Origin of the sequence: Thioclava sp. L04-15, from assembly GCF_002020275.1 — a bacterium.
In the GTDB taxonomy this organism is placed as follows: domain Bacteria; phylum Pseudomonadota; class Alphaproteobacteria; order Rhodobacterales; family Rhodobacteraceae; genus Thioclava; species Thioclava marina.
This window is the reverse complement of sequence record NZ_MPZW01000001.1, coordinates 1-21,564: the sequence shown is the minus strand read 5'-3', so window position 1 is coordinate 21,564 and position 21,564 is coordinate 1. Positions and strand designations below refer to the sequence as shown.

At 65.7% G+C, this 21,564-nt stretch carries 24 protein-coding genes and 2 tRNA genes; 16 read left to right on the top strand and 10 right to left on the bottom strand.

The features are described from left to right. Positions 1-146 precede the first annotated feature (146 nt). Positions 147-485: a TraR/DksA C4-type zinc finger protein gene (locus BMI90_RS00130; protein WP_078524734.1), complete on the top strand. Its 339-nt coding sequence runs from the start codon at positions 147-149 to the stop codon at positions 483-485. Positions 486-639: 154 nt separating this feature from the next. Further along, positions 640-2,586: an enoyl-CoA hydratase-related protein gene (locus tag BMI90_RS00125; RefSeq protein ID WP_168172693.1), complete on the top strand. Its 1,947-nt coding sequence runs from the start codon at positions 640-642 to the stop codon at positions 2,584-2,586. A gap of 10 nt (positions 2,587-2,596) precedes the next feature. Here BMI90_RS00125 and BMI90_RS00120 read toward each other — a convergent pair whose 3' ends face one another. Then, positions 2,597-2,812: a hypothetical protein gene (locus BMI90_RS00120; protein WP_078524730.1), complete on the bottom strand. Its 216-nt coding sequence runs from the start codon at positions 2,810-2,812 to the stop codon at positions 2,597-2,599. Positions 2,813-3,097: 285 nt separating this feature from the next. On the opposite strand from BMI90_RS00120, the gene BMI90_RS00115 reads away from it, so the two are divergent. After that, on the top strand, positions 3,098-3,349 hold the full coding sequence (locus BMI90_RS00115; RefSeq protein WP_078524728.1) for a DUF2312 domain-containing protein: 252 nt from the start codon (positions 3,098-3,100) through the stop codon (positions 3,347-3,349). Between the two features lie 27 nt (positions 3,350-3,376). Here the strand turns inward: BMI90_RS00115 and BMI90_RS00110 are convergent, their stop codons facing one another. After that, on the bottom strand, positions 3,377-4,252 hold the full coding sequence (locus tag BMI90_RS00110) for a hypothetical protein (protein WP_078524726.1): 876 nt from the start codon (positions 4,250-4,252) through the stop codon (positions 3,377-3,379). A gap of 105 nt (positions 4,253-4,357) precedes the next feature. On the opposite strand from BMI90_RS00110, the gene BMI90_RS00105 reads away from it, so the two are divergent. The 7 genes from BMI90_RS00105 (at position 4,358) to BMI90_RS00075 (ending at position 9,747) form a co-directional block, all read left to right on the top strand. Next, positions 4,358-6,046 carry an iron ABC transporter permease gene (locus tag BMI90_RS00105; protein ID WP_078524724.1) on the top strand — a complete coding sequence of 563 codons (1,689 nt, stop codon included), beginning with the start codon at positions 4,358-4,360 and terminating at the stop codon, positions 6,044-6,046. 48 nt (positions 6,047-6,094) lie between these two features. Next, a tRNA-Thr gene (locus tag BMI90_RS00100) sits at positions 6,095-6,170 on the top strand. 21 nt (positions 6,171-6,191) lie between these two features. Continuing rightward, a complete protein-coding gene (locus tag BMI90_RS00095; protein ID WP_078524722.1) occupies positions 6,192-6,893 on the top strand; it encodes a MotA/TolQ/ExbB proton channel family protein in 702 nt (233 codons plus the stop codon). Then, positions 6,893-7,276, top strand: a complete 384-nt coding sequence (locus tag BMI90_RS00090; protein WP_078524720.1) for a biopolymer transporter ExbD — start codon at positions 6,893-6,895, stop codon at positions 7,274-7,276. Before BMI90_RS00095 ends, BMI90_RS00090 begins: the two co-directional genes overlap by 1 nt. Beyond that, a complete protein-coding gene (locus BMI90_RS00085; protein ID WP_078524718.1) occupies positions 7,273-7,686 on the top strand; it encodes a biopolymer transporter ExbD in 414 nt (137 codons plus the stop codon). The genes BMI90_RS00090 and BMI90_RS00085 overlap by 4 nt, the downstream gene beginning before the upstream one ends. After that, positions 7,683-8,516 (top strand): TonB family protein, encoded by an 834-nt coding sequence (locus BMI90_RS00080; RefSeq protein ID WP_078524716.1) that lies wholly within the window; start codon positions 7,683-7,685, stop codon positions 8,514-8,516. The genes BMI90_RS00085 and BMI90_RS00080 overlap by 4 nt, the downstream gene beginning before the upstream one ends. A 58-nt stretch (positions 8,517-8,574) precedes the next feature. After that, positions 8,575-9,747, top strand: a complete 1,173-nt coding sequence (locus BMI90_RS00075; RefSeq protein ID WP_078524714.1) for a M20 aminoacylase family protein — start codon at positions 8,575-8,577, stop codon at positions 9,745-9,747. Between the two features lie 15 nt (positions 9,748-9,762). Here the strand turns inward: BMI90_RS00075 and BMI90_RS00070 are convergent, their stop codons facing one another. The 3 genes from BMI90_RS00070 to moaA form a co-directional block, all read right to left on the bottom strand. After that, positions 9,763-10,170: a universal stress protein gene (locus tag BMI90_RS00070; RefSeq protein ID WP_078524712.1), complete on the bottom strand. Its 408-nt coding sequence runs from the start codon at positions 10,168-10,170 to the stop codon at positions 9,763-9,765. An 86-nt stretch (positions 10,171-10,256) separates the two neighbouring features. After that, a complete protein-coding gene (locus tag BMI90_RS00065; protein WP_078524710.1) occupies positions 10,257-10,718 on the bottom strand; it encodes a hypothetical protein in 462 nt (153 codons plus the stop codon). Next, the gene (moaA, locus tag BMI90_RS00060; RefSeq protein ID WP_078524708.1) at positions 10,715-11,722 is read right to left on the bottom strand and encodes a GTP 3',8-cyclase MoaA; all 1,008 of its coding nucleotides are present in this window, start codon (positions 11,720-11,722) and stop codon (positions 10,715-10,717) included. Before moaA ends, BMI90_RS00065 begins: the two co-directional genes overlap by 4 nt. A gap of 120 nt (positions 11,723-11,842) precedes the next feature. Between moaA and BMI90_RS00055 the strand changes: the two genes are divergently transcribed. The 4 genes from BMI90_RS00055 (at position 11,843) to BMI90_RS00040 (ending at position 16,116) form a co-directional block, all read left to right on the top strand. Beyond that, positions 11,843-12,304, top strand: coding sequence for a hypothetical protein (locus BMI90_RS00055; RefSeq protein WP_078524706.1), 462 nt, complete (start codon positions 11,843-11,845; stop codon positions 12,302-12,304). Positions 12,305-12,313: 9 nt separating this feature from the next. Continuing rightward, positions 12,314-12,766 carry an isoprenylcysteine carboxylmethyltransferase family protein gene (locus BMI90_RS00050; RefSeq protein ID WP_245794947.1) on the top strand — a complete coding sequence of 151 codons (453 nt, stop codon included), beginning with the start codon at positions 12,314-12,316 and terminating at the stop codon, positions 12,764-12,766. Between the two features lie 286 nt (positions 12,767-13,052). Then, positions 13,053-14,627: a Re/Si-specific NAD(P)(+) transhydrogenase subunit alpha gene (locus BMI90_RS00045; RefSeq protein ID WP_078524704.1), complete on the top strand. Its 1,575-nt coding sequence runs from the start codon at positions 13,053-13,055 to the stop codon at positions 14,625-14,627. A 13-nt stretch (positions 14,628-14,640) separates the two neighbouring features. After that, complete coding sequence (locus BMI90_RS00040) at positions 14,641-16,116, top strand: NAD(P)(+) transhydrogenase (Re/Si-specific) subunit beta (protein WP_078524702.1); 1,476 nt, start codon at positions 14,641-14,643, stop codon at positions 16,114-16,116. A gap of 239 nt (positions 16,117-16,355) precedes the next feature. Here the strand turns inward: BMI90_RS00040 and BMI90_RS00035 are convergent, their stop codons facing one another. After that, positions 16,356-16,784 carry a SufE family protein gene (locus BMI90_RS00035; protein ID WP_078524700.1) on the bottom strand — a complete coding sequence of 143 codons (429 nt, stop codon included), beginning with the start codon at positions 16,782-16,784 and terminating at the stop codon, positions 16,356-16,358. A gap of 126 nt (positions 16,785-16,910) precedes the next feature. On the opposite strand from BMI90_RS00035, the gene BMI90_RS00030 reads away from it, so the two are divergent. After that, a complete protein-coding gene (locus BMI90_RS00030; RefSeq protein WP_078524698.1) occupies positions 16,911-17,408 on the top strand; it encodes a hypothetical protein in 498 nt (165 codons plus the stop codon). An 89-nt stretch (positions 17,409-17,497) separates the two neighbouring features. Here BMI90_RS00030 and rnd read toward each other — a convergent pair whose 3' ends face one another. From rnd to purM, 4 genes are all read right to left on the bottom strand, one after another. Next, the gene (gene rnd / locus BMI90_RS00025; RefSeq protein ID WP_078524696.1) at positions 17,498-18,661 is read right to left on the bottom strand and encodes a ribonuclease D; all 1,164 of its coding nucleotides are present in this window, start codon (positions 18,659-18,661) and stop codon (positions 17,498-17,500) included. Positions 18,662-18,783: 122 nt separating this feature from the next. Continuing rightward, complete coding sequence (locus BMI90_RS00020; protein ID WP_168172692.1) at positions 18,784-19,536, bottom strand: heparan-alpha-glucosaminide N-acetyltransferase; 753 nt, start codon at positions 19,534-19,536, stop codon at positions 18,784-18,786. Between the two features lie 67 nt (positions 19,537-19,603). Then, positions 19,604-20,191 carry a phosphoribosylglycinamide formyltransferase gene (purN, locus tag BMI90_RS00015; RefSeq protein ID WP_078524692.1) on the bottom strand — a complete coding sequence of 196 codons (588 nt, stop codon included), beginning with the start codon at positions 20,189-20,191 and terminating at the stop codon, positions 19,604-19,606. Next, positions 20,188-21,234 (bottom strand): phosphoribosylformylglycinamidine cyclo-ligase, encoded by a 1,047-nt coding sequence (gene purM, locus BMI90_RS00010; RefSeq protein WP_078527104.1) that lies wholly within the window; start codon positions 21,232-21,234, stop codon positions 20,188-20,190. Before purM ends, purN begins: the two co-directional genes overlap by 4 nt. A gap of 134 nt (positions 21,235-21,368) precedes the next feature. On the opposite strand from purM, the gene BMI90_RS00005 reads away from it, so the two are divergent. Then, positions 21,369-21,445: transfer RNA gene (locus BMI90_RS00005), tRNA-Ile, on the top strand. Positions 21,446-21,564: the final 119 nt, after the last annotated feature.

Here is a 21,564-nt window from a genome sequence, read left to right as displayed (position 1 = left end):
CCGTCTGAATTGCAATGCTAGAACCCGGCGGGGCTCTCGTGCAAGGATTTTGATATCCGCATATGTTTCGGTTTTTCCGGTTGACTTGTATCAACGTTGGAAAAGCCCTTTAACTGCTATGATTTGCCGAGCAGATGGAGGAGCGCATGAAATCGGTCGAAACCCGCCAAGCGGAGTTGGAAGCACGCCGCGCACAGTTGATGACGCGGATGGAACAGGTCGAATCCGAGCTCGACAGCCATGTCGAGAAGGATTGGGACGACGCTGCGGTCGAGCAGGAACAAGATGAGGTTCTTGAAGACCTTGGCGAGTCGGCGCAGCAGGAATTGCGCGCGATCGAGGCTGCACTCGGGCGAATCGCGGAAGGGGAATACGGTTTTTGCGTCACCTGCGGCGAGCGCATCGATGAGGCACGCCTCGATGTGCTGCCCGCCACGCCCTTCTGCCGCAAGCATGCCCCCGGCGCCAAGACCGGGCGCGGTTGAGCGCGCCTGTCCTTGGTCCCGATCCGCGCCTTCTTGCCGTTTGCGGTTCGCAACGGGTAAAAACCCTTTGTTTTGAAGCTCGTCGGCCTTAGACTTGCGGCGCGAGCGAAGCGTTCGGTCGGTCGATGCAGTGGCGGGGGCAATGGCAAAGCGGGTGAGATTTCGGACCCAGGACGGGCTGGCTTGGATCACGCTGTGCGGTCTCGACGCAAGCGGCGCACCTGCTGGTTACACGCCTGATCTGCGTGCCGCACTTGGCGGGCTCCTCGACCTCGTGGCGCGCGACCACTCCCTGCGCGGCGTGATCGTTCAGGGTGATGCAGCGGGTTGGCCCGTCGCCCCGGACCCGCTTGAGGATTATGCGACCGTGGGCGAGGCCCCCGATCTCGCAACGCTTGCGCAGGCTCTGGCGACACTCGAGCTGCCGGTGCTTGCGCGACTGTCGGGACGGATCACCGGGGGAAGTCTCGCGCTGTCCCAGGCCGCCGATCTGCGCATTGCCGATCCCGAAACGACGTTCCTCTCGCCCGAGTTCTCTCTCGGCGCGATCCCGGCCGCAGGCGGGTTGGTCAGGCTTGCGCGGCGCGCGGGCGGCGCGGCCGCGCTCGAATTGCTCCCCCGCGAGACGCCGCTTGGGGCCACGGAAGCCATGGGGCTTGGGTTGTGCGAGATAATCCTTTCCGATCCCGAGCCGCCCGAGATCGCCGCCGCGCTCGAATTGCTCCATGACGAGGGCGTGCCGCCAGCCGATGCCGCGCTCTCCGATCCTGCCGCCTATCTCGCCGCAATCGAGCCGCGCCGCGCCGGCTTGCGCAAGGGGGCGCTTGCCGAGCCGGGCGCGCGGGCGCTTGAGGTGATCGAAGGCGCGCTGCTGCTGCCACTCGAGGAAGCGCTCGATTTCGAGGCCGTTGCCCTCGAGGATCTGAGCGCCGCGCCGCTGTCGCAAGCGCTGCGCCACGCCGAACGCTGTACGTCGCGGGTGCGATCAGCCGAGCATCCCGAGCCGATGCGGATCGGGCTCTGGGATCAACCGCCGGGATTTGCCGGCGCGCTTCTGGCGGCCGGCCATGCGGTGGTGCTCGGGGCAAGCGATCCCGGCGCGATCGAGGCGGGGTTCGCGGCCATCGCCCGCGAACAGGAACGGCAAGTGCAGGAAGGCAGCCTCGATCCCGAAACCCGCGACACGGATTGGGCGCGGCTCGGCGCGGCGATGACGCGCGACGGTTTGGTCGGCTGTGATTTGCTGATTGCGACGGGGCAGCAGCCGGTGCCGGAGGTGCCGATGCGCCTGTCCGTGCTCGACCGCGCGCTGCCCGACCAGACGGGGCCGGTGCTGATCCGCGCGGGCGGCATCGCCGAGCTGGTTCCCGGCGCAGAGACCACGCCCGAAGACCTCGCACGGCTGGAGGCGTTGCTGCGTCTCGGGGATGAGCCCGTTGTGATCGGCGGGCCCGGGGTCGGTGGCATCGTCACCCATCTGCGCCTTGCCTATATCGCTGCGGCGGAACGTACGGTGATCGCCGGCGCTTCGGTCGCCCAGGTCGATGAGGCGCTTGCGCAACTGGGGATCACGACCCCGCCGCTGCGGCTGGCCGACACGATTGGGATCTCGAGGGTTTGCGCCGGGCTCGAGCAGATCCACCGCGCGCCGGGGCCGTTCCTCGGGCTCCTCGAACTCGAAGGACAGGAAGGCCGCGTGAGCGGTCAGGGGTTCTACGACTGGTCGAACCGCGCCGCGCGTCCGATCCCCGACCAGGCCGAGGCCCTCGCCGCGCTGCGCCGCGAGGCCGGGATTGCGCCGCGCCGTCTGGGCACCGCACAGATCCGCGCTCGAATCCTGGCTGAGCTCGCCAATGAAGGTGCGGCTCTGTTGCAGCGTGCCCAGGCCCATCGCGCCTGCGATATCGACCTCGCCGCGCGCTACGCGCTGGGTTTGCCGGCGAGCCTCGGAGGGGTGATGTTCGCGGCCGACCGGGCCGGGCTGATCGCGACGCGCAAACTGCTGCGCGCCCTCGCCGAGGAAGGTGCGCCTGCGCCGGTCACGCTCTGGGACGTGCTGATCCGCAACGGCAAGAATTTCGCTGATCTCGACCGGCGCTAACGCAAACGCGTCAGCCCAGGAAGATCCCGACCACGACCATCATCAGCCCGATCACCGAGACGAAAAGCGCGCCCATGTTGAGCGCGACAACCTTCTGAAGCTTTGCCCGCAGCGCGTCGTCGGGAAGCCCCGCACGCTTGGCCTTCGCCACCGCGATGATGCAATAGAGGATGCCGATCAGCCCCAGCACCGAAACGCCGGCTCCGGCCCAGATCAGAAATTCCATACTTGCCTCCTGCGATGATGCGCGCCTGCCCTAGCCGAGCGCGCGGGGCAAGGCAAGGAAAAGGGGCGCGGCCCCTCTGCCTTCGGCATTCACCCCGAGATATTTTTTTCAAGAAGAAGCGGAAAATCGCCCTTCTTCTTGATCCAAATATCTCGGGGGAGTCCGCGTGTCGCGGACGGGGGCAGCGCCCCCTCGACGCCGGAGGCGCGCGCGGCGCCTCTTGATGCGCGGGGCGGGGCGGGCTAGTGAAGGCGCCGATCCAGTCGAGCAGCAGGAGAGAGCCCGATGCCCAGCGATGCCGCCTATAATGTCGCCGCCGACGAGCTGCGCCAGTTCATCGAGCAATTCGAGAGCCTGGAGGCCGAGAAGAAGGACATTGCCGAGCAGCAGAAGGACATCATGTCCGAAGCCAAGGCGCGCGGCTACGATACCAAGGTTCTCAAGAAGATCGTCGCCCTGCGCAAGCGCGACAAGGACGATGTCGCCGAGGAAGAGGCGATCCTCGACCTCTACAAATCCGCGCTCGGCATGTCCTGAGCCTTCGCGGGCATCCTCGCGCCCGCATCAGGGCGCGATGAACTCCACCCCCGGCATCCGTGCAATCGCGACAACGTCCGCATCATATTGCGCGGTGATCTCGGCGACCAGTTCGTCGGTCCATCCCGGCAGCGGCGCCTCGATCTCGATCGCCTCGGAACGTGCGTATTTGTCGAGGAAAACCGTAAAGATCTTGCGCCGTTGCAGGATCGATTTCGGCGGATGGCTTTGGAGATAGCTGCGCAGCCGCGCCACCCCGTCGGGCGGCATGATCTGCTCGAGGATCATCAACTCGCCGTCCAGCGCCTGGCTCTCGGGTAGCCCGCCGACTGCGCGCAGCACCTCGGGCCAGATCATCGGCAGATCCTCGTTGCACCAGATCACCAGACGGCGTCCGCCGGCGGCCGCGGCCATGTCACGGATCACCGGTTCCCAGCGCAGATCGCGCGGATCGTGGCCCTGCATGATCTGTTCGTAGCTGCGTTTGGGCAGGCGCCTGACGAGTTGCGGAAGCAGCGTCGCGGGGTTGATCAGCGCGAGGTGGAACTCGGTTTCCGAACTGGGGAAGAGATTGGCGAGGGGGCCTAGCTTGCCCGGCGCCATCACGTAGAAACCCTTTTGCGTCACCACGCGTTCGGGGATGCACAGGAAAAACTCGTGACTGAAGACGAGCCGCTCGATGTCGGGGCGGTCGGTGCAAGCTTCGAGCAGAGCGTCCTGGATGTCTTGCGGCGCGGGGCCACCCTTGAGCGAGACCAGTGCATCGCGCAGCACCATCCGGTAACGGCGCGGCGCGGGCACCGCGATACGGTATGTTTCGAGCACGTCGCGATTGCCAGCCAGCACGCGAACGATGCGGTCCTCATCGGTCGAATGGGCCCCGAGATGGAAAACGACTTTCATGCTGCGCGCCTCAATATGCTCAGTCTGGCCAAGCTCTTATGATTGCGCGTCACTCTAGCCGTAGAGTTCTGGACAGGCAAACGCGTTTCGGGATAGAGGGGAGGGATGAAATCCGAGCAAACAACTCAGGTAATTGGCGCGCGCGCACCCTCGGCCCGCAGACACGTTCCGGGTTCGGGGCTGTGGTCGCTGGGGGCTCTCGTGATCGCGGGGCTGGTGCTTGCGCCGATCCTTGCGGTGGGTTGGATGGCGCTCGATCCGCGCGAGAATATCTGGCCGCATCTGATCGCCACGACCCTGCCGCGCTATCTTGCCAATACCGCCGTGCTGACCGGCGGAGTCGGGCTGCTGGCTTCGGCCGTCGGGGCGGGCGCGGCATGGCTCGTCGTGATGTATCGCTTCCCCGGTCATCGGGTGCTGGAGTGGTTGTTGCTGCTGCCGCTCGCGATCCCGGCTTATGTGGGGGCATATGCGCTCACGGATTTCCTCGACTATTCCGGGCCTGTGCAGACGGCGCTGCGCGGTGCGTTCGGCTGGGCCTCGGCGCGCGATTACTGGTTTCCCGAGATCCGTTCGCGCGAGGCTGCCGTCGTCGTGCTTTCCGCGGCGCTCTACCCTTATATCTACCTGATCACCCGCGCGGCCCTGCGCGAGCAATCGGGGGCGAGCTACGAGGTAGCGCGCGCGCTCGGCACCGGACCGTTCGGGTTGTTCTGGCGCGTCGGACTGCCGCTCGCCCGTCCCGCAATCGCTGCGGGCGCCGCGATCGCGATGATGGAGACGGTGGCGGATTTCGGCGTCGTCGATCATTTCGGCGTCCAGACGCTGACAACGGGGATCTTCACGACATGGTTGTCGGGTGGCAATGCCGGGGGTGCTGCGCAACTGGCGCTGGTGATCCTCGGGATCGTCTTCGCGCTCTTCGCGCTTGAGAAGCTCTCGCGCCGAAAGGTGCGCTATTTCCAGACCGCGCGGCAATCGCGCCCGGTTCTGCCGCAACGCCTGACCGGCTGGGCGGGCTGGGGCGCGAGCCTGCTTTGTGCGCTGCCGGTGGCGGTGGGGTTCGTTCTCCCCGTCGCTGTGATGGGGAGCCATGCGCTCGCCAATCCGGATGCCTGGTTCGGGCGCGGCCTTGGCCTTGCGCTCTGGCACACGATCTTCACCGGAGGGGTGGCCGCGGCGATCACGGTGGCGCTGGCGCTCTTCATGGTGTACGGAGTGCGGCTTTCGGGGCGCAGCCTGCCGCGCGTGGTGCTGCCGCTCACGACGCTGGGCTATGCGGCGCCCGGGGCGGTGCTGGCGGTCGGTATCCTGATCCCGCTCGCCGGGCTCGATCACGCGCTGGCGGATACGATCGCAGCGCTCACGGGCTATGATCCCGGGCTCATGCTGACCGGGTCGGCCTTCGCGATCATCCTCGCCTATACGGTGCGTTTCTTCGCCATCGCACAGGGGGCCGCGGATGGCGCCTTCGGCCGCGTGCCGCCCTCGCTGCCGATGGCGGCGCGCTCGCTCGGGCGGGGGCCGGGAGGCGTATTGCGCGAGCTTTACCTGCCCTTGATGCGCGGCTCGGTCGGCTCGGCGCTGCTGTTGGTCTTCGTCGATTGCGTGAAGGAATTGCCCGCGACACTGCTCTTGCGCCCCTTCAATTTCGAGACGCTGGCGACGCGCACGCAGGAGAAGGCGAGCCTCGAGAATCTCGGTGACGCATCGCCGGCAGCCCTTCTGGTCTCGGCCGTTGGGCTTGTCGCAGTGGCGATCCTCGCGCGCGCCAATCTCGGCCGTTCTCGCTGAGCCCCGACTTGCGCGAAAATTCCAGCCGCGCTATTGCGGGCCGGTCACGCCGGCGTAGCTCAGTTGGTAGAGCGTCTGATTTGTAATCAGGGGGTCGGGGGTTCGAGTCCCTCCGCCGGCACCAGTCAGCCTTTCGGGGGGCGCGATGGACAGCACCGCTCAGATCTCCGGGGCGCTCCCGGGCCGCATGGTCGATGCGCTTGTGCTTGGTGGGCCCGCGATGTGGGCGATTGCCGCGCTCTCTGTGCTTTCATTGGCGCTGATCTTCTGGAAACTCTGGGATCTTCTCGCCGCCGGTGCCTGGTCGGGCGGCGCGCGTACGCAGGCCGCGATCGAGGCCTGGGCGCGCGGGGATATCGGCGCGGCCGAGGCCGAGCTGAAGGATCGCCGGTCCTTGCGTGCGCAGCTCGCCCGCGCCGCGATGGCGAGCCTGCGTGATCCGCAGCTTGACCGGGCTGGCGCCGAGGCCGAAACCGCGCGGGTGGCGCGCAATCTGTTGGCGCGGGCGCGCTCGGGGTTGCGCGGGCTGGAGCTGGCCGTGGTGATCGGCCCGCTGCTGGGGCTTCTGGGCACGGTTGCGGGGATGATCGCGGCTTTCCGCGCATTGCAGGAGGCGGGTGTGCAGGCCGATCCGGCGACGCTTGCGGGCGGGATCTGGGAGGCGCTTCTGACCACTGCCGCCGGTATGGCGGTGGCGATTCCTGCGCAGATCGCGCTCTCGGGTTTCGACGCGGTGGTCGATCGGCTGCGCCATGACATGGAAGATGCCGCGACCCGGATCTTTGCGCGTGCGCCCGCTGAGAACGGGGATACAAACAGGGAGCGGCCGCGCGCCGCAGCCGAGTGATGTTCGCCTTCGGGCCATCCCGCCCGCGCCGCCGTCCCGCGCTCACGCCGATGATCGACGTGGTGTTCCTGCTGCTTGTCTTCTTCATGCTCGCCTCGCGTTTCGGCGTGGAGCGCACGCTTGATCTCACCCTTGGCGGGGGCGGCGCGCAGGCGGAATGGTCGGGACCGCCGCGGCTGGTCGATATCGGGACGGATGGCGCGCTTGCGCTCAATGGCCAGCCGGTCGCACTGAGCGATCTGGCCGCCGATCTCGCGCCGTTGATGGAGGCCGCGACCGATCCTGTCGTGCTGCGCCCCAAGGGCGGTGATCTGGGGGCGGTGACGCAGGTGCTCGACGCGCTGCGCGGTGCGGGGCTCACGCAGCTGGTGCTGATCCCATGAAGCTGTTCACCGACACGCCCCGGCGCAGCTTGCCCGAGCCGCTTTTGCCGATGATCAACGTGGTCTTCCTGTTGTTGATCTTCTTCCTGCTTGCCGCGACGCTTGCCCAGCCGACGCCGTTCGAGGTCTCTCCGCCCGAGGCCATGGGCGGGGAGCAGGCCGACCCCGGCGACCTGACGCTCTTTGTGGGTGCGGACGGCCAGCTGGGCTTTGGTGAGGCGCGCGGCGCGGCGGCGCTTGCGGTGCTGGGGGCTGCGGCGCAAAGCGCGCGGGCGGCCTGTGGCGCGTGCGCCGACACGCTCACGCTGCGGGCGGATTCGAAGGTTTCGGGCGAGGCCTTGGCGAAGCTGGTGCCGGAATTGAGCGCGCTTGGCTTCAAGAACCTCAAACTCGTGGTGCGCGGGAAATGACCGCGCGGGGGCTGGCCTTTGCGGGAGCGCTCCTTGCGGCGCTTGGCGTGCATGCCGGGGTACTTGCGATCTGGGAGCCCGCGCCTTCGGGTGGCGCGCAATCTTCGGGCGAGGGGGGCGAGGCGCTGGTCTCGCTCGCACCCGCCTCGGCGGCGATGGAGGCGATGGTCGCCCAGTGGGAGCGCCCGCCCGAGCTCGAAACTTCAGAGCCCGAGATGACCGAGCCCGTTCCGCCGCAGGCGCAGCCCGAAAGCGCCGAACCACAACCGCAGGACCAGCCCCGGGTCGCCGCCCCTTCGGCCCTGACCGCGCCACCCGCCCCCGACGCGCCTTTGCCCGCGCAAGCGGACCCGGCCCCGCCCGAGACGCCGCGCCCGCTGGCGAAGCCCGTGCAGCCCGAGACGAAACCGGTGAGGCCGAAAGCGCCCACGAAGGCGAAGGCCTCACGTACCTCGCAGGCGCAGCCCGAACTGCGCGCGAAAGGGCAGGGCGGCAGACCGGTTGCCGGGAACAACCAGTCGGCAAATTCCGCGACACCTTCGACGGGGCAGATCCGCTCTCTCATGGGCACTTGGGGGGGACGGATCGCGGCACATGTTCAACGTCGCGCAGTCCTTCCTCCAGGGAATAAATCGACGCGACTTATGATTGAGTTCAAGGTGACCACCGAAGGTCGGGTGCTGGCGATATCTCTGGTCAAGGGCACCGGGGTTCCCGAGCTCGATCGAGAGGTGCTTGCCGCCGTGCGGCGAATAGGCAATTTGCCAAAAGCTCCAAAGGAGCTCGAACGACAAAGCTACACATTCACGCTGCCGATCCGGCTTGAGTGAGCCCCGCTTGCGCCCACCTCACTGCCAAGGCAGGGTGAGCGCGAACCAAGGAGCCACCATGCCGATCAAGAACCGTTTTGCCCATATGCTGCCCGAGGCGGTGGAATGGCGCCACGATTTCCACCGCAATCCGGAACTGCTTTATGACCTGCCGCGCACCTCGGGCAGGGTGGCCGAGCTGCTGCGGTCTTTCGGTTGCGACGAGGTGGTCGAAGGGATCGGCAAGACCGGCGTCGTGGGGGTGATCGAGGGGCAGGGCGCGCGCAAGGGCGGGCTGCGCTGCGTGGGGCTGCGCGCCGACATGGACGCGCTGCCAGTAGAGGAGAAGACCGGCGCGGCCTATGCCTCGGAAATACCCGGCAAGATGCATGCCTGTGGGCATGACGGGCACACGGCGACCCTGCTGGCGGCGGCGAAATATCTTTGCGAGACGCGAGCGTTCTCGGGTCGTGCAGTAATGATCTTCCAGCCCGCCGAAGAGGGCGGGGCAGGCGCGCGCGCGATGATCCGCGACGGGCTGATGGAGCGGTTCGAAATCGAGGAAGTCTACGCGCTTCATAACATGCCGGGAATGGCGGCGGGCTCTTTCGGGATCCGTCCCGGCGCGATGATGGCGGCGGCGGACTTCTTCGAGATCACGCTGGAGGGCAAGGGCGGTCACGCCGCGAAGCCGCAGGAGACGACCGATCCGGTTCCGATCGCCGCGCACCTGATCCTCGCGCTGCAAAGCATCGTGGCGCGCACCGCCGATCCGTTCGAGGAAATCGTGCTCTCGGTCACGACGCTTGCGACCGAGTCAAAGGCGCTCAACGTGATCGGCAATTCGGTGACGCTTGGCGGGACGGTGCGCACGATGAGCACCGCGACCCGCGATCTGGCCGAAACCCGTCTGCGCGAGATCGCTCAAGGCGTGGCCGCCACCCATAACGCGCGTGTGACTGTCGATTATCGCCGCGGCTATCCGGTGACGCGCAACGACGCTCAGGCGGCCGAGGCGGCGGCCCAGGTGGCCGAGGCGGTCGCGGGCCATGTGGATCGCGTGGTCGCGCCGATGATGGGGGCGGAGGATTTCGCCTATATGCTCGAAGCCCGCCCCGGAGCCTATGGCTTCATCGGAAACGGCGACTCCGCGCCGCTTCATCATGCGCAATATGATTTCAACGACGCGATCCTTCCCGCCGGGGCAAGCTGGTTCGTCGGCATGATCGAGGCGCGGCTGCCCTCCGAGTGACGTCCCCCGCCAGCCTCAGCGCATCACCATGACGGCGCATTTCGCGTGGCGCACCACCCGCGATGCGGTCGACCCGATGAGGTAATCGCCGAAGCCCGGACGATGCGAGGCGATGACGATGCAATCGGCCCCGATCTCCTCGGCGCAGGACAGGATCTCGTGGCCCGCCTGACCCTCGACGATCGACCAGGCGCCATTGTCGAACTCGGCCGCGCGCGATTTCAGGTCGCGCTCGATCGCCTTGCGCAGTTCGTCGGCATAGCCTTCGGGCATGTAGCTGATTGCATAGGCGGGCACGTCCTCCATCACATGCAGGAGCGTTACCCGCGCGCCGTCGCTGGCAAGCGTCCGCGCCACGTTCAGCGCCGCGTCTGGATTGTGTTCGTCATCGAAGGCCACGGGCACGAGGATATTGGAATACATGGTCTGGCTTCCTTTCGCTTCGCTGAAGCATCGCGCAAAATAGCGACGCGGGCATTGATTTGGGTCACTTGGTACAGGCTGGCGGTTCAGCCGGGACGTCGGCACAACCGCCAGATCACGAAGAGAAAAGTCAGGACCGCGAGCGTCCAGACAACGGGGGTGAGCGTGTCGCGATAAATCAGCGCGGCAAAGGCCTCGCCTGGCAGCCAGCCACCCCCCGTGGCCGAGGCGAACCCGCCCGCGACCCGTTCGGCGGCCCAGTACCACCCGAAAGCGAAAAGCACCGCGAGCAGCGCCCGCAATGGCCAGGGCCCGGAAAAGGCGGCCAGCAGCGCAAGCGGCAGGACCAGAAACGCGCTGAAACGTCCAGCGTCCAGCAAGAGCCCGAGTTCGGTGACCGGGCGCGATCCCGGTCCGGCATAGCCGAGCCCGGAGAGCACGTCGAAATTGCCGATAACCAGATGCGCCCAGAGACTGAGCGCGATGATGGCCGCCCCGATCAGCCCCGCGACAAACGCGCGGGCTGCACGCTGGGCCTTGGGGCTCATCCGCCGGTATGGCTCATATGGCGCGACATCTGGCCTTTGACCTTCTGGCGCGAATAGTCGAAATCGTGGCCCTTGGGCTTGCGCGCGATGGCGGCACGGATCGCCTCGATGAGGGGCGCGTCATCGGCGCTCGCACGCAAGGGCGCGCGCAGATCGGCATTGTCTTCCTGTCCGAGACACATGAACAGCTCGCCCGTGCAGGTCACGCGCACGCGGTTGCAGCTTTCGCAGAAATTATGGGTGAGCGGCGTGATGAAACCGATCTTCTGCCCGGTTTCCTCAAGGCGCACATAGCGTGCAGGCCCGCCCGTGGATTCATCGAGTTCGGTCAGCGTGAACCGCTCCGCCATCGCCTTGCGCACATCCGAGAGCGGCCAATATTGATCGAGACGCAGCTCCTCGCCCATCTCTCCCATCGGCATCACCTCGATGAAGGTCAGGTCGTGGCCCTCGGCGGCGCACCAGTCGATCAGCGGGAACAGCTCGTCCTCGTTGAAGCCTTTCAGCGCGACGGTGTTGATCTTGACCTTCAGCCCCGCGCGTTTCGCGGCCTCCAGACCTTTGAGCACCTGATCGAGCCGCCCCCAACGGGTGATCTCGGCGAATTTCTCCGGCACCAGCGTGTCGAGCGAGACATTGATCCGCTTCATCCCCAGATCGGCCAACTCATCGGCGAAGCGCGCCAGTTGCGAGCCGTTCGTGGTCAGCGTCAGCTCGCGCAGCGCGCCGCTGTCGAGATGGCGCGCGATCGAGCGGAAAAAGGTCATAATATCGCGCCGCACCAGCGGCTCGCCGCCGGTGATGCGCAGTTTTTTCACGCCCAGCGAGATGAAGGCCGAACAGAGCCGGTCGAGTTCTTCCAGCGTCAGGAGTTCCTTTTTCGGCAGGAACTGCATGTGCTCGGCCATGCAATAGGTGCAGCGAAAATCGCAGCGGTCGGTGACCGAGACCCGCAGATAGTCAATCGGGCGGGCGAAAGGGTCGATGAGTGGCGCGTGTTCCATGGCTGGGAAAGTAAGCCGAGGGCCGCAGGGCGGCAAGGGGGCAAGAGGGCTTGCGCGCGGCAAGGGATGGCGCCGACGATCCAAGCCGCCTAAGCTCGGGGCAAATCGAGGAGGATGAGAATGCGTATTTTCCTTCTGGCCGCCCTGCTCGGCCCGCTTGCGGGCTGCGCGACACTGGGGCTCGGGCCGAGCACGAAAACCGCAGCGCCCGCACCCGCCCCGGCGGCGGTCGTGACCCCGATGCCCAAGCCCGCGGCGACCAGTGCCGAGGCGCTCGACACCACCACTGCCGCGCAGCGGGCCGAGGCCGCGAAGAAACCCTCCGGCGGTGAAGAGCGGCTGGGCGCGACGATCGCAAGTCTTGGAGACCCGACGCAACCCGGTTTCTGGGTGCGCACCGGGTTGGTGAGCGCCGAGGCCGAGGGCCGAATCGAGGATCCGAGAACCGGCAAATCCGCCAAGGTGACGCTGATCCCCTCGGGCAAACCCGCAGGGTCAGGCTCGGAAGTGTCGTTGCCCGCGTTGCGTCTGCTCGAGGTTCCTCTGACCGAGCTGCCCGAGCTCGTGGTCTACCGGCTCTGAGGGCCTGCGATGATCAGAAGGCTTCTGCGCGAAATCGATTTGCCGCCGCTCTGGCTGGCGGTCTTTGCCGCGATCACCTGGGCCTTGGCGCAGGTGGCCGCGACGCCGCTGCCTTATGACCGGGCTCTGGGGGGAGCTTTGATCGGGCTGGGGCTTGCACTGATGGCGATCGCGGCGGCGCAGATGGTGCTCCATCATACGACCTTCATCCCGCGTCGCGATCCCTCGGACCTCGTGACCACCGGCGTCTTCGCGTTCTCGCGCAACCCGATCTATCTGGGGGATGCGCTGGTGCTTGGGGGGCTGGCGCTTTACTGGCACGCGCCCCTGGGGCTCTTGCTGGTGCCGCTTTTCATGGCGTTCATCACCCGTCGCTACATTCTGGGCGAGGAGGCTCGGATCGCGGCGCATTTCGGCGAGAGCTACGCCGCCTATCGCGCCCGCACCCGCCGCTGGCTCTGAACGCCATGTGGCGAAAATGCTGCGCGTGCAAAAAAGTCGCGCGGGCGGATTTGCCGCGCTTCCCGGCGGGATGAGGCTTAGGGATTTGAAATTCATGCGAAAAAACGGATTTCAAACGGTATCCAATGGTATACACGGCTGCGTGATCTCGGCTGCGACAGATTAACAAGGTTTTACGGCGCATCGGTGCTTGTGAAACATTATTGCGCGATGCTAAGGAAGGCATCGCCAGATTCCGGGCGTGCGAGCCGCTGGGCGAATGCGCCGCTATCAAGGGGGAGTTACAGTGAAAATCGGAGCTCCGAAGGAGATTTTCGAGGGTGAGGCGCGGGTCGCCATGACGCCCGACTCGGCTCTGCAATTGCAGAAGCTGGGCCATGAGTGCTTCATCGAAGCAGGGGCGGGGCTCAAGGCGGGCTTCACCGATGCAGCTTATGAAGCCGCGAACGTGACGGTGATCAAGACCGCCGCGGCGCTCTTCAAGGAGGTGGATTTCGTCGTCAAGGTACGACCCCCCACCGATGTCGAGGTCAAGCGCCTGAAACCCGGCCAGACCCTGATCTCCTTCTTCTACCCGGCCCAGAACGAAGAGCTTCTGAAGGCCGCCGAGAAGACCGGCGCGAATGTGATCGCGATGGACATGGTGCCGCGGATCTCGCGCGCCCAGAAAATGGACGCGCTGTCGTCCATGGCCAATATCGCGGGCTATCGCGCGGTGATCGAGGCCGGTAACAACTTCGGCCGCTTCTTCACCGGTCAGGTGACGGCGGCGGGCAAGGTTCCCCCGGCGAAAGTGCTCGTGGTCGGCGCCGGTGTGGCCGGTCTCGCCGCGATCGGGGCCTCGACCTCGCTCGGCGCGATCACCTACGCTTTCGACGTGCGTCCCGAAGTGGCCGAACAGATCGAGTCGATGGGCGCCGAGTTCGTCTATCTCGATTTTGCGGAAGAGCAGACCGACGGGGCCGCCACCGGTGGCTACGCCGCGCCCTCCTCGCCGGAGTTCCGCGAGGCCCAGCTCAAGAAGTTCCGCGAGCTGGCCCCCGATATCGACATCGTCATCACCACCGCGCTGATCCCGGGCCGCGATGCCCCGGTGCTGTGGACGAAGGACATGGTCGAGGCGATGAAGCCCGGCTCAGTGATTGTGGACCTCGCCGCCGAGCGCGGCGGCAACTGCGAACTGACCAAGGCCGACGAAAAGATCGTGACCGACAATGGCGTGACCATCGTCGGCTATACCGACTTCCCGTCGCGCATGGCGCAGCAGTCCTCGACGCTCTACTCGACCAACATCCGTCACATGATGACGGACCTGACGCCCGAGAAGGACGGTGTCGTCGTCCATAACATGGAAGACGACGTGATCCGGGGCGCGACGGTCGCCTATCAGGGCGAGATCACCTTCCCGCCGCCGCCGCCGAAAGTGGCTGCGATCGCGGCGAAGAAGCCGACCGAGAAGCCGAAGGAACTGACGCCGGAAGAAAAGCGCGCCGCCGAAGTGGCCGCGTTCAAGGCGCAGACCAAGAGCCAGGTGACGCTGATCGCCGTGGGCGCGATCGTGCTTCTGGGGGTCGGTCTCGTGGCGCCTGCCAGCTTCATGCAGCACTTCATCGTCTTCGTGCTGAGCTGCTTCATCGGCTTCCAGGTGATCTGGAACGTTTCGCACTCGCTGCACACGCCGCTGATGGCTGTCACCAACGCGATCTCCTCGATCATCATCCTGGGCGCGCTGTTGCAAATCGGTTCGGGCAGCTGGCTCGTGATCGTGCTCGCGGCGCTGTCGGTCTTCATGGCCGGGATCAACATCTTCGGTGGCTTCATGGTCACCCGGCGCATGCTCGCCATGTTCCAGAAATCGTAAGGGGGCCGAGACAATGGAAAACGGATTCTCGACCGCTGCCTATGTCGTTTCGGCAGTTCTCTTCATCCTCTCGCTGGGCGGCCTCTCGGGGCAGGAAAGCGCCAAGCGGGCGGTCTGGTACGGCATCGTGGGTATGGCGCTGGCGGTTGTCGCCACGCTGATCGGCCCCGGCTCGGGCCTCTGGCTGATTTCGGTGGTGATGATCGCTGCCGGCGGCATCATCGGCTGGTTCGTGGCGAACCGCGTTCAGATGACCGAGATGCCCCAGCTGGTTGCCGCGATGCACTCGCTGGTCGGTCTCGCGGCCGTCTTCGTGGGCTATAACGCCTATATCGAGATGGCCAACGTGATGTCGATCAAGGCGTCGATGTCGCCTACGCTCAACGAGGCGGGCATGGCGGCGGCGCTGCATGAAAAGGGCCTGCGCGGCTTCGCGGCGCTGATCGCGCATAAATCGCCGGTCGAACTGTCGATCCTGCGCGTCGAACTGTTCCTTGGCGTGTTCATCGGTGCAGTGACCTTCACTGGTTCGGTCGTAGCCTTCGGCAAACTCGCAGGCAAGGTCACCTCGAAGGCGACCAAGCTGCCGGGCGGGCACATGCTCAATGCAGGCGCCGCGATCCTGTCGGTCGTTCTGCTGATCGCCTTCATGAACGGTGCTGGCGCCTGGGCGCTGATCGCGATGACGCTTCTGGCCTTCTTCATCGGCTACCACCTGATCATGGGCATCGGCGGCGCCGACATGCCGGTCGTGGTCTCGATGCTGAACTCCTATTCGGGCTGGGCCGCGGCGGCGATCGGCTTCTCGCTGGGCAACGACCTTCTGATCGTGACCGGCGCGCTGGTCGGCTCTTCGGGTGCGATCCTGTCCTACATCATGTGCAAGGCGATGAACCGTTCGTTCATCTCGGTGATCCTCGGCGGCTTCGGCAACACGACCGGTCCGGCGATGGAAGTCGAGGGCGAGCAGGTCGCGATCGACGCCGATGGCGTGGCCTCGGCGCTGCGTGACGCGGATTCGGTCATCATCGTGCCGGGTTACGGCATGGCCGTGGCGCAGGCTCAGCAAGCGGTGTCGGAACTGACCCGCAAGCTGCGCGCGCAGGGCAAGGACGTGCGCTTTGCGATCCATCCGGTCGCAGGTCGTCTGCCGGGCCACATGAACGTGCTGCTGGCCGAGGCGAAGGTGCCTTACGACATCGTTCTGGAAATGGACGAGATCAACGAGGACTTCCCCGATACCGACGTGGTGATCGTGATCGGCTCGAACGACATCGTGAACCCCGCCGCACAGGAAGACCCGAATTCGCCGATCGCCGGCATGCCGGTTCTGGAAGTGTGGAAGGCCAAGCAGGTGTTTGTCTCGAAGCGTGGTCAGGGCACCGGCTACTCGGGCATCGAGAACCCGCTTTTCTACAAGGAGAACACGCGGATGTTCTATGGCGACGCCAAGGACTCGGTGAACCAGCTTCTGCCGTTGATCGACTGATCTTCGGATGAATGGAAATGGAGACGGCCGGTCGATGGACCGGCCGTTTTCGTTTTGAGCTCTGGCGCGGGGCGACCAGCCCCGGGCCGCGCCCGACCCTCCCCCCGGGAGGGCGCATTGGCGAGGTCTCGCGGGGTCACCCGGCATGCGGGCTTTTGAGATAAAGCGCAGACCACGCAGGACGGTAACGCGCCCACCCAAGGGTCGGGCGTGTCCCTCGTCGCGGCTTGGCGATAAGATCAGGCGCTCGCCGCTTCACCGGCCAACTTGCGGATCCGCTCCACCATCGCGCGCAAGCCATTGGAGCGCTGCGCCGAGAGGTGGTCGTTCAGCCCCAGACGCCCCAGCTCTGCCGTGGCATCCACTTTCAGAACCTCTTCAACGCTCAGGCCCGAATACAGCGCATGCAGGATCGCAATCAGGCCCTGCACGATCATCGCGTCGCTCTCGCCCTGAAAATCGAAGCTTGCCTGCGGTCCGGTGCCCTCGATGCGCGGCAGGAGCCAGACCTGGCTCGCGCATCCCTCCACCTTGGTTGCGGGAACCTTCACCGCCTCGTCGAGGGGCGGCAGTTCCCGACCCAACTCGATCACGTGACGATAGCGGTCCTCCCAGTCATCGAGGAATTCGAAGGTCTCGGCGATCTCTTCAAAGGCTTCGCTTGCCATGGGTTTGCCATCCTTGCACTTCTCGTCTGCCCCTTGGGTAGCGGCTCGCGCGCGCAGGGTCCAGACGCGGCTTTTCAAAACTGACGCAATGGGCTACGAGAGGGCAGGGACAGTATCGGAGCCACCATGAAGAAAGCTTTGATCGCGGCACTTGCCTTGACTATCGCGACCGCCGGCTGCGGCCGTATCCGCGACAGCAAGATCAATCCGTTCAACTGGTTCGGCAAGGATCGCGTCGAGCAGAGCCAGACGCTTGCCCCGCGCGGCGGATATCCGACGAAGGTGGGCAAGGCCCATCAGCAGCCCGTCGCGCAAGTCTCGAGCCTGACGGTCGAGAAGATCCCCTCGGGCGCGATCATCACCGCGATGGGCCTGCCCCCGACGCAAGGGTTCTGGGATACCGATCTGGTGCCGCTCAATGACGGCAAGCCCGACGAAACCGGCACCATCACCTACATGTTCATGGTCGCCCCGCCGCCCGCCGACAGCACGGCCGCGCGCCGGGTGATGACGCCGCAATCGCGCGAGGTCTCGGCCGCGGCCTTCCTGAGCAATTACAAGCTCGAAGGCGTGCGCAAGATCGTGGTGGAAAGCGCCGGAAACGCCCGCTCCGTGCGGCGCTGAGGGCAAATCATATTCCAATAGCGAAAAGGCTCGGGCGATCCCCGAGCCTTTTAATTTCTTCCAGCAAGGCGTGAGCCGCGACGCGGGCCTCACACTTCGATCAGCTTCACCGCGCCGCTATCGGCCGTCAGCGCCACCTCGCCCTTGGCAAGGCGCAGAGCGTCATGGCCGAACACTTCGAGGCGCCAGCCATTGAGTGCCGCCACATCGCGCTTGCCCGCCGCAATCCGGTCGAGATCCGATGAGGTCGCGATCAGTTTCGCAGCGACCCCGGCCTCTTGCGATTTCGATTTGAGAAGTACCCGCAGAAGATCACCAAGCGCGGTATCCACCTGCAATTGCTGGCCCTGATCCGCCGGGCGCGGCAGTTTCTCGGAGGGCATCTCGAGCCCTTCCTTCACCGCGTTTAAAATCCCTTCGGCAATCTCGCCCTTGCGGGCTTCGCGCAGAAGGAGGCGCGACTTGGCCAGCTCGTCGATCGAGCTCGGCTTGGTCGAGGCGAGCTCGAGCAGCGCGTCATCCTTGAAGATGCGCGACCGGGGGATGTTGCGCGCCTGCGCGTAGCCCTCGCGGAACCGCGCCAGCTCGCGCACGATGCCGAGGAAACGGCCGGAATTGGTGCGTGTCTTGACACGCTGCCAGGCATCCTCGGGACGGTTGATATAGGTCTCGGGGTTCAGCAGGACCGCCTCTTCCTCTTCTACCCAGGCCTCGCGGCCGGTCTTTTTCAGCTGGTCGGAGAGGAATTCGTAGATCACGCGCAGATGGGTCACATCCGCGATGGCGTATTTCTTCTGCGCCTCGGTCAGCGGGCGGCGCGACCAGTCGGTGAAACGCGAGGATTTATCCAGCGACTGCTTGGCGATCTTGCGCACCAGCGTCTCATAGCCCACCTGCTCGCCGAAACCGCAGACCATCGCCGCGATCTGGGTGTCGAACAGCGGGTCGGGGAAGACCTGCGCGTCGGTGAAGAAGATCTCGAGATCCTGCCGCGCGGCGTGAAACACCTTTACGGTCGGCGTGTGGCGGAAGAGATCGTAAAGCGGTTCGAGTGACAGACCGTCGGACAGCGGATCGACCAGAACCGCCTCGCCCTCCTGATCGCCATGCGATGGCAGCGCCATCTGTACGAGGCAGAGCTTGGACCAGTAGGTCCGCTCTCGGAGAAACTCGGTATCGAGGGTGACGTAAGCTTCGGCCTTGGCCTTTTCGCAGAAGGCCGCGAGGGCCTCGGTCGTGGAGATGGTCTGCATGTCGCGCTTTCACTTGGGTGCGGGGTCATCCCGCGCATCTGAAAGTTCCCTAGCCCCTCGGAGGGCGAAAGGGAAGGGCGGCGCGTGTCGTGCGCCGCGCAGCGTGGCAGAAGCGCCAAGGTTCAGTGGGTGAGCAGGTAGGCTGCCCAGGTCAGCCCATAGAGCACGGGCTGATGGATCAGGTAGATCGGCAAGGTGTGGCGCCCCGCGAAAAGCGCGATTTTGAGCGCGCCCGTGACCTCCGTGGGCTGGTAACGCGCCGCACGCCGCCAATAGCCCACGCGCTCGGCCAGCTTCGCCACGCTCATCCCGATCAGGAAAGGACCGATCCAGGGAAAGACCGGCTCGAAATCCATGGACGGGCGCCAATGGGTCGAGAGGCCGATCCACCAGAGCCATGCATGATCGAAGGCCGGGAAGGCGTAATAGAGATTGACCCAGATCGCGAGCACGCCAAGCGCTGCCAGCACGAGCCAGGGCAGGGCCAGAAGCGCCGCGCCGATCAGCGAGCTGACCGCGATCGAATGCAGGATGCCGTAATAGATGAAATACTCCGGCATCATCACATAGGTCGCCGCACTCACCAGCGCCGCCGCACCTGCGAGTTTGCCGATGCGCCGCCAGAACGGGCCTGCGCGAAATCCGCCCCGGTGGGCGAGAACGAGGCTCAATCCGGCCATGAAGATGAAGGTGCTCGCCACGGTGCGGGCGAAATCGAGGAAGGCGGGGTGAAAGACCGTCCCCGCAGGGAGGAAGCCGAAATTCTCCAGATCATAGGTCAGGTGAAAGATCGCCATGCCGATCAGCGCCACCGCCCGGATCAGGTCGGGCGCGATCATCCGCCCGCGCGGGGCCGTATGCTCGGTGCTTGCCATGCGACTTTCATGCGCGAAGCCGCGCCCACCCGCAAGCGGGGTCCGGTGCATTTCGGCGTGAGCGCGCTTAAAGGTAAAGCGGTTCGCGATTGCCCTCGGCAAAGCGGCGCAGCACCGCAGGATACAGGCGATGCTCCTGCACCAGCACCCGCGCGGCGAGATCATCGGGCGTATCGCCCGCCGCGATCGGCACGCGCGCCTGGCCAAGGATCGGCCCGTCATCAAGGACAGGTGTCACCTCGTGGACGGTGCAACCCGCCTCGGTATCGCCCGCCTCGATGGCGCGCTTATGGGTGTGCAGGCCGGGATATTTCGGCAGCAGGGAGGGGTGGATGTTCAGCATCCGTCCCTCGAACCGGCCCACGAAATCCGGGGTCAGCACGCGCATGAAACCGGCAAGACAAAGGATATCGGGTTTCGCCGCGAGGATCGGTTTGAGCAGCTCTGCCTCGAAGGCGGCGCGATCCTTGCCATAGGGGCGATGGTCGATGGCGGCGGTCGGCACGCCCATGCGCGCGGCCTTCTCCAGCCCGACCGCGCCCGCATCATTCGACGCGATCAGGACCGGACGGGCAGGGTGGTCGTCCACCATGCTCTCGACGAGGCGGACCATGTTTGACCCACCCCCCGAGATCAGGATCGCGACCCGGATCACAGGAGCTTGCCCTCATAGGCGACGCCCTGACCGGCGGTGACGGTGCCGATGCGGGTCACGCTCTCGCCTTCGCCTGCCAGCAGGGCCGCGATCTCGTCGGCCTTGTCGGCGGCGACCACGACGATCATGCCGATGCCGCAGTTGAAGGTCTTGAGCAGTTCCGCCTCTTCCATCGACGCGGTCTCGGCCAGCCAGCGGAACACGCCGGGCAGTTGCCAGCTCGAAAGGTCGATGGTCGCGCCCATGCCCTCGGGGAGCACGCGCGGCAGGTTCTCGGTCAGCCCGCCGCCGGTGATATGGGCCAGCGCATGAACGCCGCCCGCCCGCACCGCCGCGAGGCATTGCTTGACGTAGAGCCGGGTCGGCGCCAGCAGCGCCGCGCCGAGCGAACCCTCGTCGAAGGGGCAATCCGCGTCCCAGCCAAGGCCGGACAGCTCGACCACCTTGCGCACGAAGGAATAACCGTTCGAATGCACCCCGTTCGAGCCAAGGCCCAGCAGCACATCGCCTTCGGCCACGCCCGCGGGCAGGTCCGCGCCGCGTTCCATCGCACCCACGGCAAAGCCGGCAAGATCGAAATCGCCCTTGTGATACATGCCCGGCATTTCCGCCGTTTCGCCGCCGATCAGTGCGCAGCCCGACTGCGCGCAGCCCTCGGCGATGCCCTCGATGATCCGCGTCGCCTGGTCGAGTTCGAGCTTTCCGGTCGCGAAATAGTCGAGGAAGAACAGCGGCTCGGCACCTTGGCAGACCAGATCGTTGACGCACATCGCCACGAGATCGATCCCGATCGTGTCCACGTTGCCGGTGTCGATCGCGATGCGCAGCTTGGTGCCCACGCCATCGGTCGCGCCCACGAGGATCGGATCGCTATAGCCCGCCGCCTTCAGATCGAAGAGCGCGCCGAAGCCGCCGAGCCCCGACATGGTGCCCGGGCGTTGCGTGCGCTTCGCCGCCGGCTTGATACGTTCGACCAGCGCATTGCCCGCGTCGATATCGACGCCCGCATCGGCATAGGTCAGGCCCGGTTTTGTCTCGCTCATGGCGGCGCTCTCCATCAGGGATTCCTTGGGGCGAAGCCCTAGCGTAATGGCGCACGGCTCGCAACGCCAAGCCGCGCCCCGCGCCGCCTTTTCTTGACGCCCGCGCGCGCCGTGGTAGAGGAGGGGGCAATGGTGGGCCTGTAGCTCAATTGGTTAGAGCAGGGCGCTCATAACGCCTTGGTTGCGGGTTCAAGTCCTGCCGGGCCTACCATCTTCCCCCAGTTGTTGTCGGTCACACCATGTCTTTTCCGGAAGTCACAGCATCCGTTTTCCGCCATCGCCGCTGCTTAGCTCGAACGAGCTGATAAGGCATTGTAATAAATTGACTTT

What these genes read in the sequence shown, in the direction of transcription:
- rnd (WP_078524696.1), bottom strand. Translation starts at nt 18,661, where the DNA reads ATGCAGACCATCTCCACGACCGAGGCCCTCGCGGCCTTCTGCGAAAAG.
- BMI90_RS00105 (WP_078524724.1), top strand. Translation starts at nt 4,358, where the DNA reads ATGAAATCCGAGCAAACAACTCAGGTAATTGGCGCGCGCGCACCCTCG.
- BMI90_RS00040 (WP_078524702.1), top strand. Translation starts at nt 14,641, where the DNA reads ATGGAAAACGGATTCTCGACCGCTGCCTATGTCGTTTCGGCAGTTCTC.
- BMI90_RS00110 (WP_078524726.1), bottom strand. Translation starts at nt 4,252, where the DNA reads ATGAAAGTCGTTTTCCATCTCGGGGCCCATTCGACCGATGAGGACCGC.
- BMI90_RS00020 (WP_168172692.1), bottom strand. Translation starts at nt 19,536, where the DNA reads ATGGCAAGCACCGAGCATACGGCCCCGCGCGGGCGGATGATCGCGCCC.
- BMI90_RS00130 (WP_078524734.1), top strand. Translation starts at nt 147, where the DNA reads ATGAAATCGGTCGAAACCCGCCAAGCGGAGTTGGAAGCACGCCGCGCA.
- BMI90_RS00090 (WP_078524720.1), top strand. Translation starts at nt 6,893, where the DNA reads ATGTTCGCCTTCGGGCCATCCCGCCCGCGCCGCCGTCCCGCGCTCACG.
- BMI90_RS00085 (WP_078524718.1), top strand. Translation starts at nt 7,273, where the DNA reads ATGAAGCTGTTCACCGACACGCCCCGGCGCAGCTTGCCCGAGCCGCTT.
- BMI90_RS00050 (WP_245794947.1), top strand. Translation starts at nt 12,314, where the DNA reads ATGATCAGAAGGCTTCTGCGCGAAATCGATTTGCCGCCGCTCTGGCTG.
- BMI90_RS00095 (WP_078524722.1), top strand. Translation starts at nt 6,192, where the DNA reads ATGGACAGCACCGCTCAGATCTCCGGGGCGCTCCCGGGCCGCATGGTC.
- BMI90_RS00115 (WP_078524728.1), top strand. Translation starts at nt 3,098, where the DNA reads ATGCCCAGCGATGCCGCCTATAATGTCGCCGCCGACGAGCTGCGCCAG.
- BMI90_RS00075 (WP_078524714.1), top strand. Translation starts at nt 8,575, where the DNA reads ATGCCGATCAAGAACCGTTTTGCCCATATGCTGCCCGAGGCGGTGGAA.
- BMI90_RS00065 (WP_078524710.1), bottom strand. Translation starts at nt 10,718, where the DNA reads ATGAGCCCCAAGGCCCAGCGTGCAGCCCGCGCGTTTGTCGCGGGGCTG.
- BMI90_RS00055 (WP_078524706.1), top strand. Translation starts at nt 11,843, where the DNA reads ATGCGTATTTTCCTTCTGGCCGCCCTGCTCGGCCCGCTTGCGGGCTGC.
- BMI90_RS00080 (WP_078524716.1), top strand. Translation starts at nt 7,683, where the DNA reads ATGACCGCGCGGGGGCTGGCCTTTGCGGGAGCGCTCCTTGCGGCGCTT.
- BMI90_RS00030 (WP_078524698.1), top strand. Translation starts at nt 16,911, where the DNA reads ATGAAGAAAGCTTTGATCGCGGCACTTGCCTTGACTATCGCGACCGCC.
- BMI90_RS00070 (WP_078524712.1), bottom strand. Translation starts at nt 10,170, where the DNA reads ATGTATTCCAATATCCTCGTGCCCGTGGCCTTCGATGACGAACACAAT.
- BMI90_RS00120 (WP_078524730.1), bottom strand. Translation starts at nt 2,812, where the DNA reads ATGGAATTTCTGATCTGGGCCGGAGCCGGCGTTTCGGTGCTGGGGCTG.
- moaA (WP_078524708.1), bottom strand. Translation starts at nt 11,722, where the DNA reads ATGGAACACGCGCCACTCATCGACCCTTTCGCCCGCCCGATTGACTAT.
- BMI90_RS00035 (WP_078524700.1), bottom strand. Translation starts at nt 16,784, where the DNA reads ATGGCAAGCGAAGCCTTTGAAGAGATCGCCGAGACCTTCGAATTCCTC.
- purM (WP_078527104.1), bottom strand. Translation starts at nt 21,234, where the DNA reads ATGAGCGAGACAAAACCGGGCCTGACCTATGCCGATGCGGGCGTCGAT.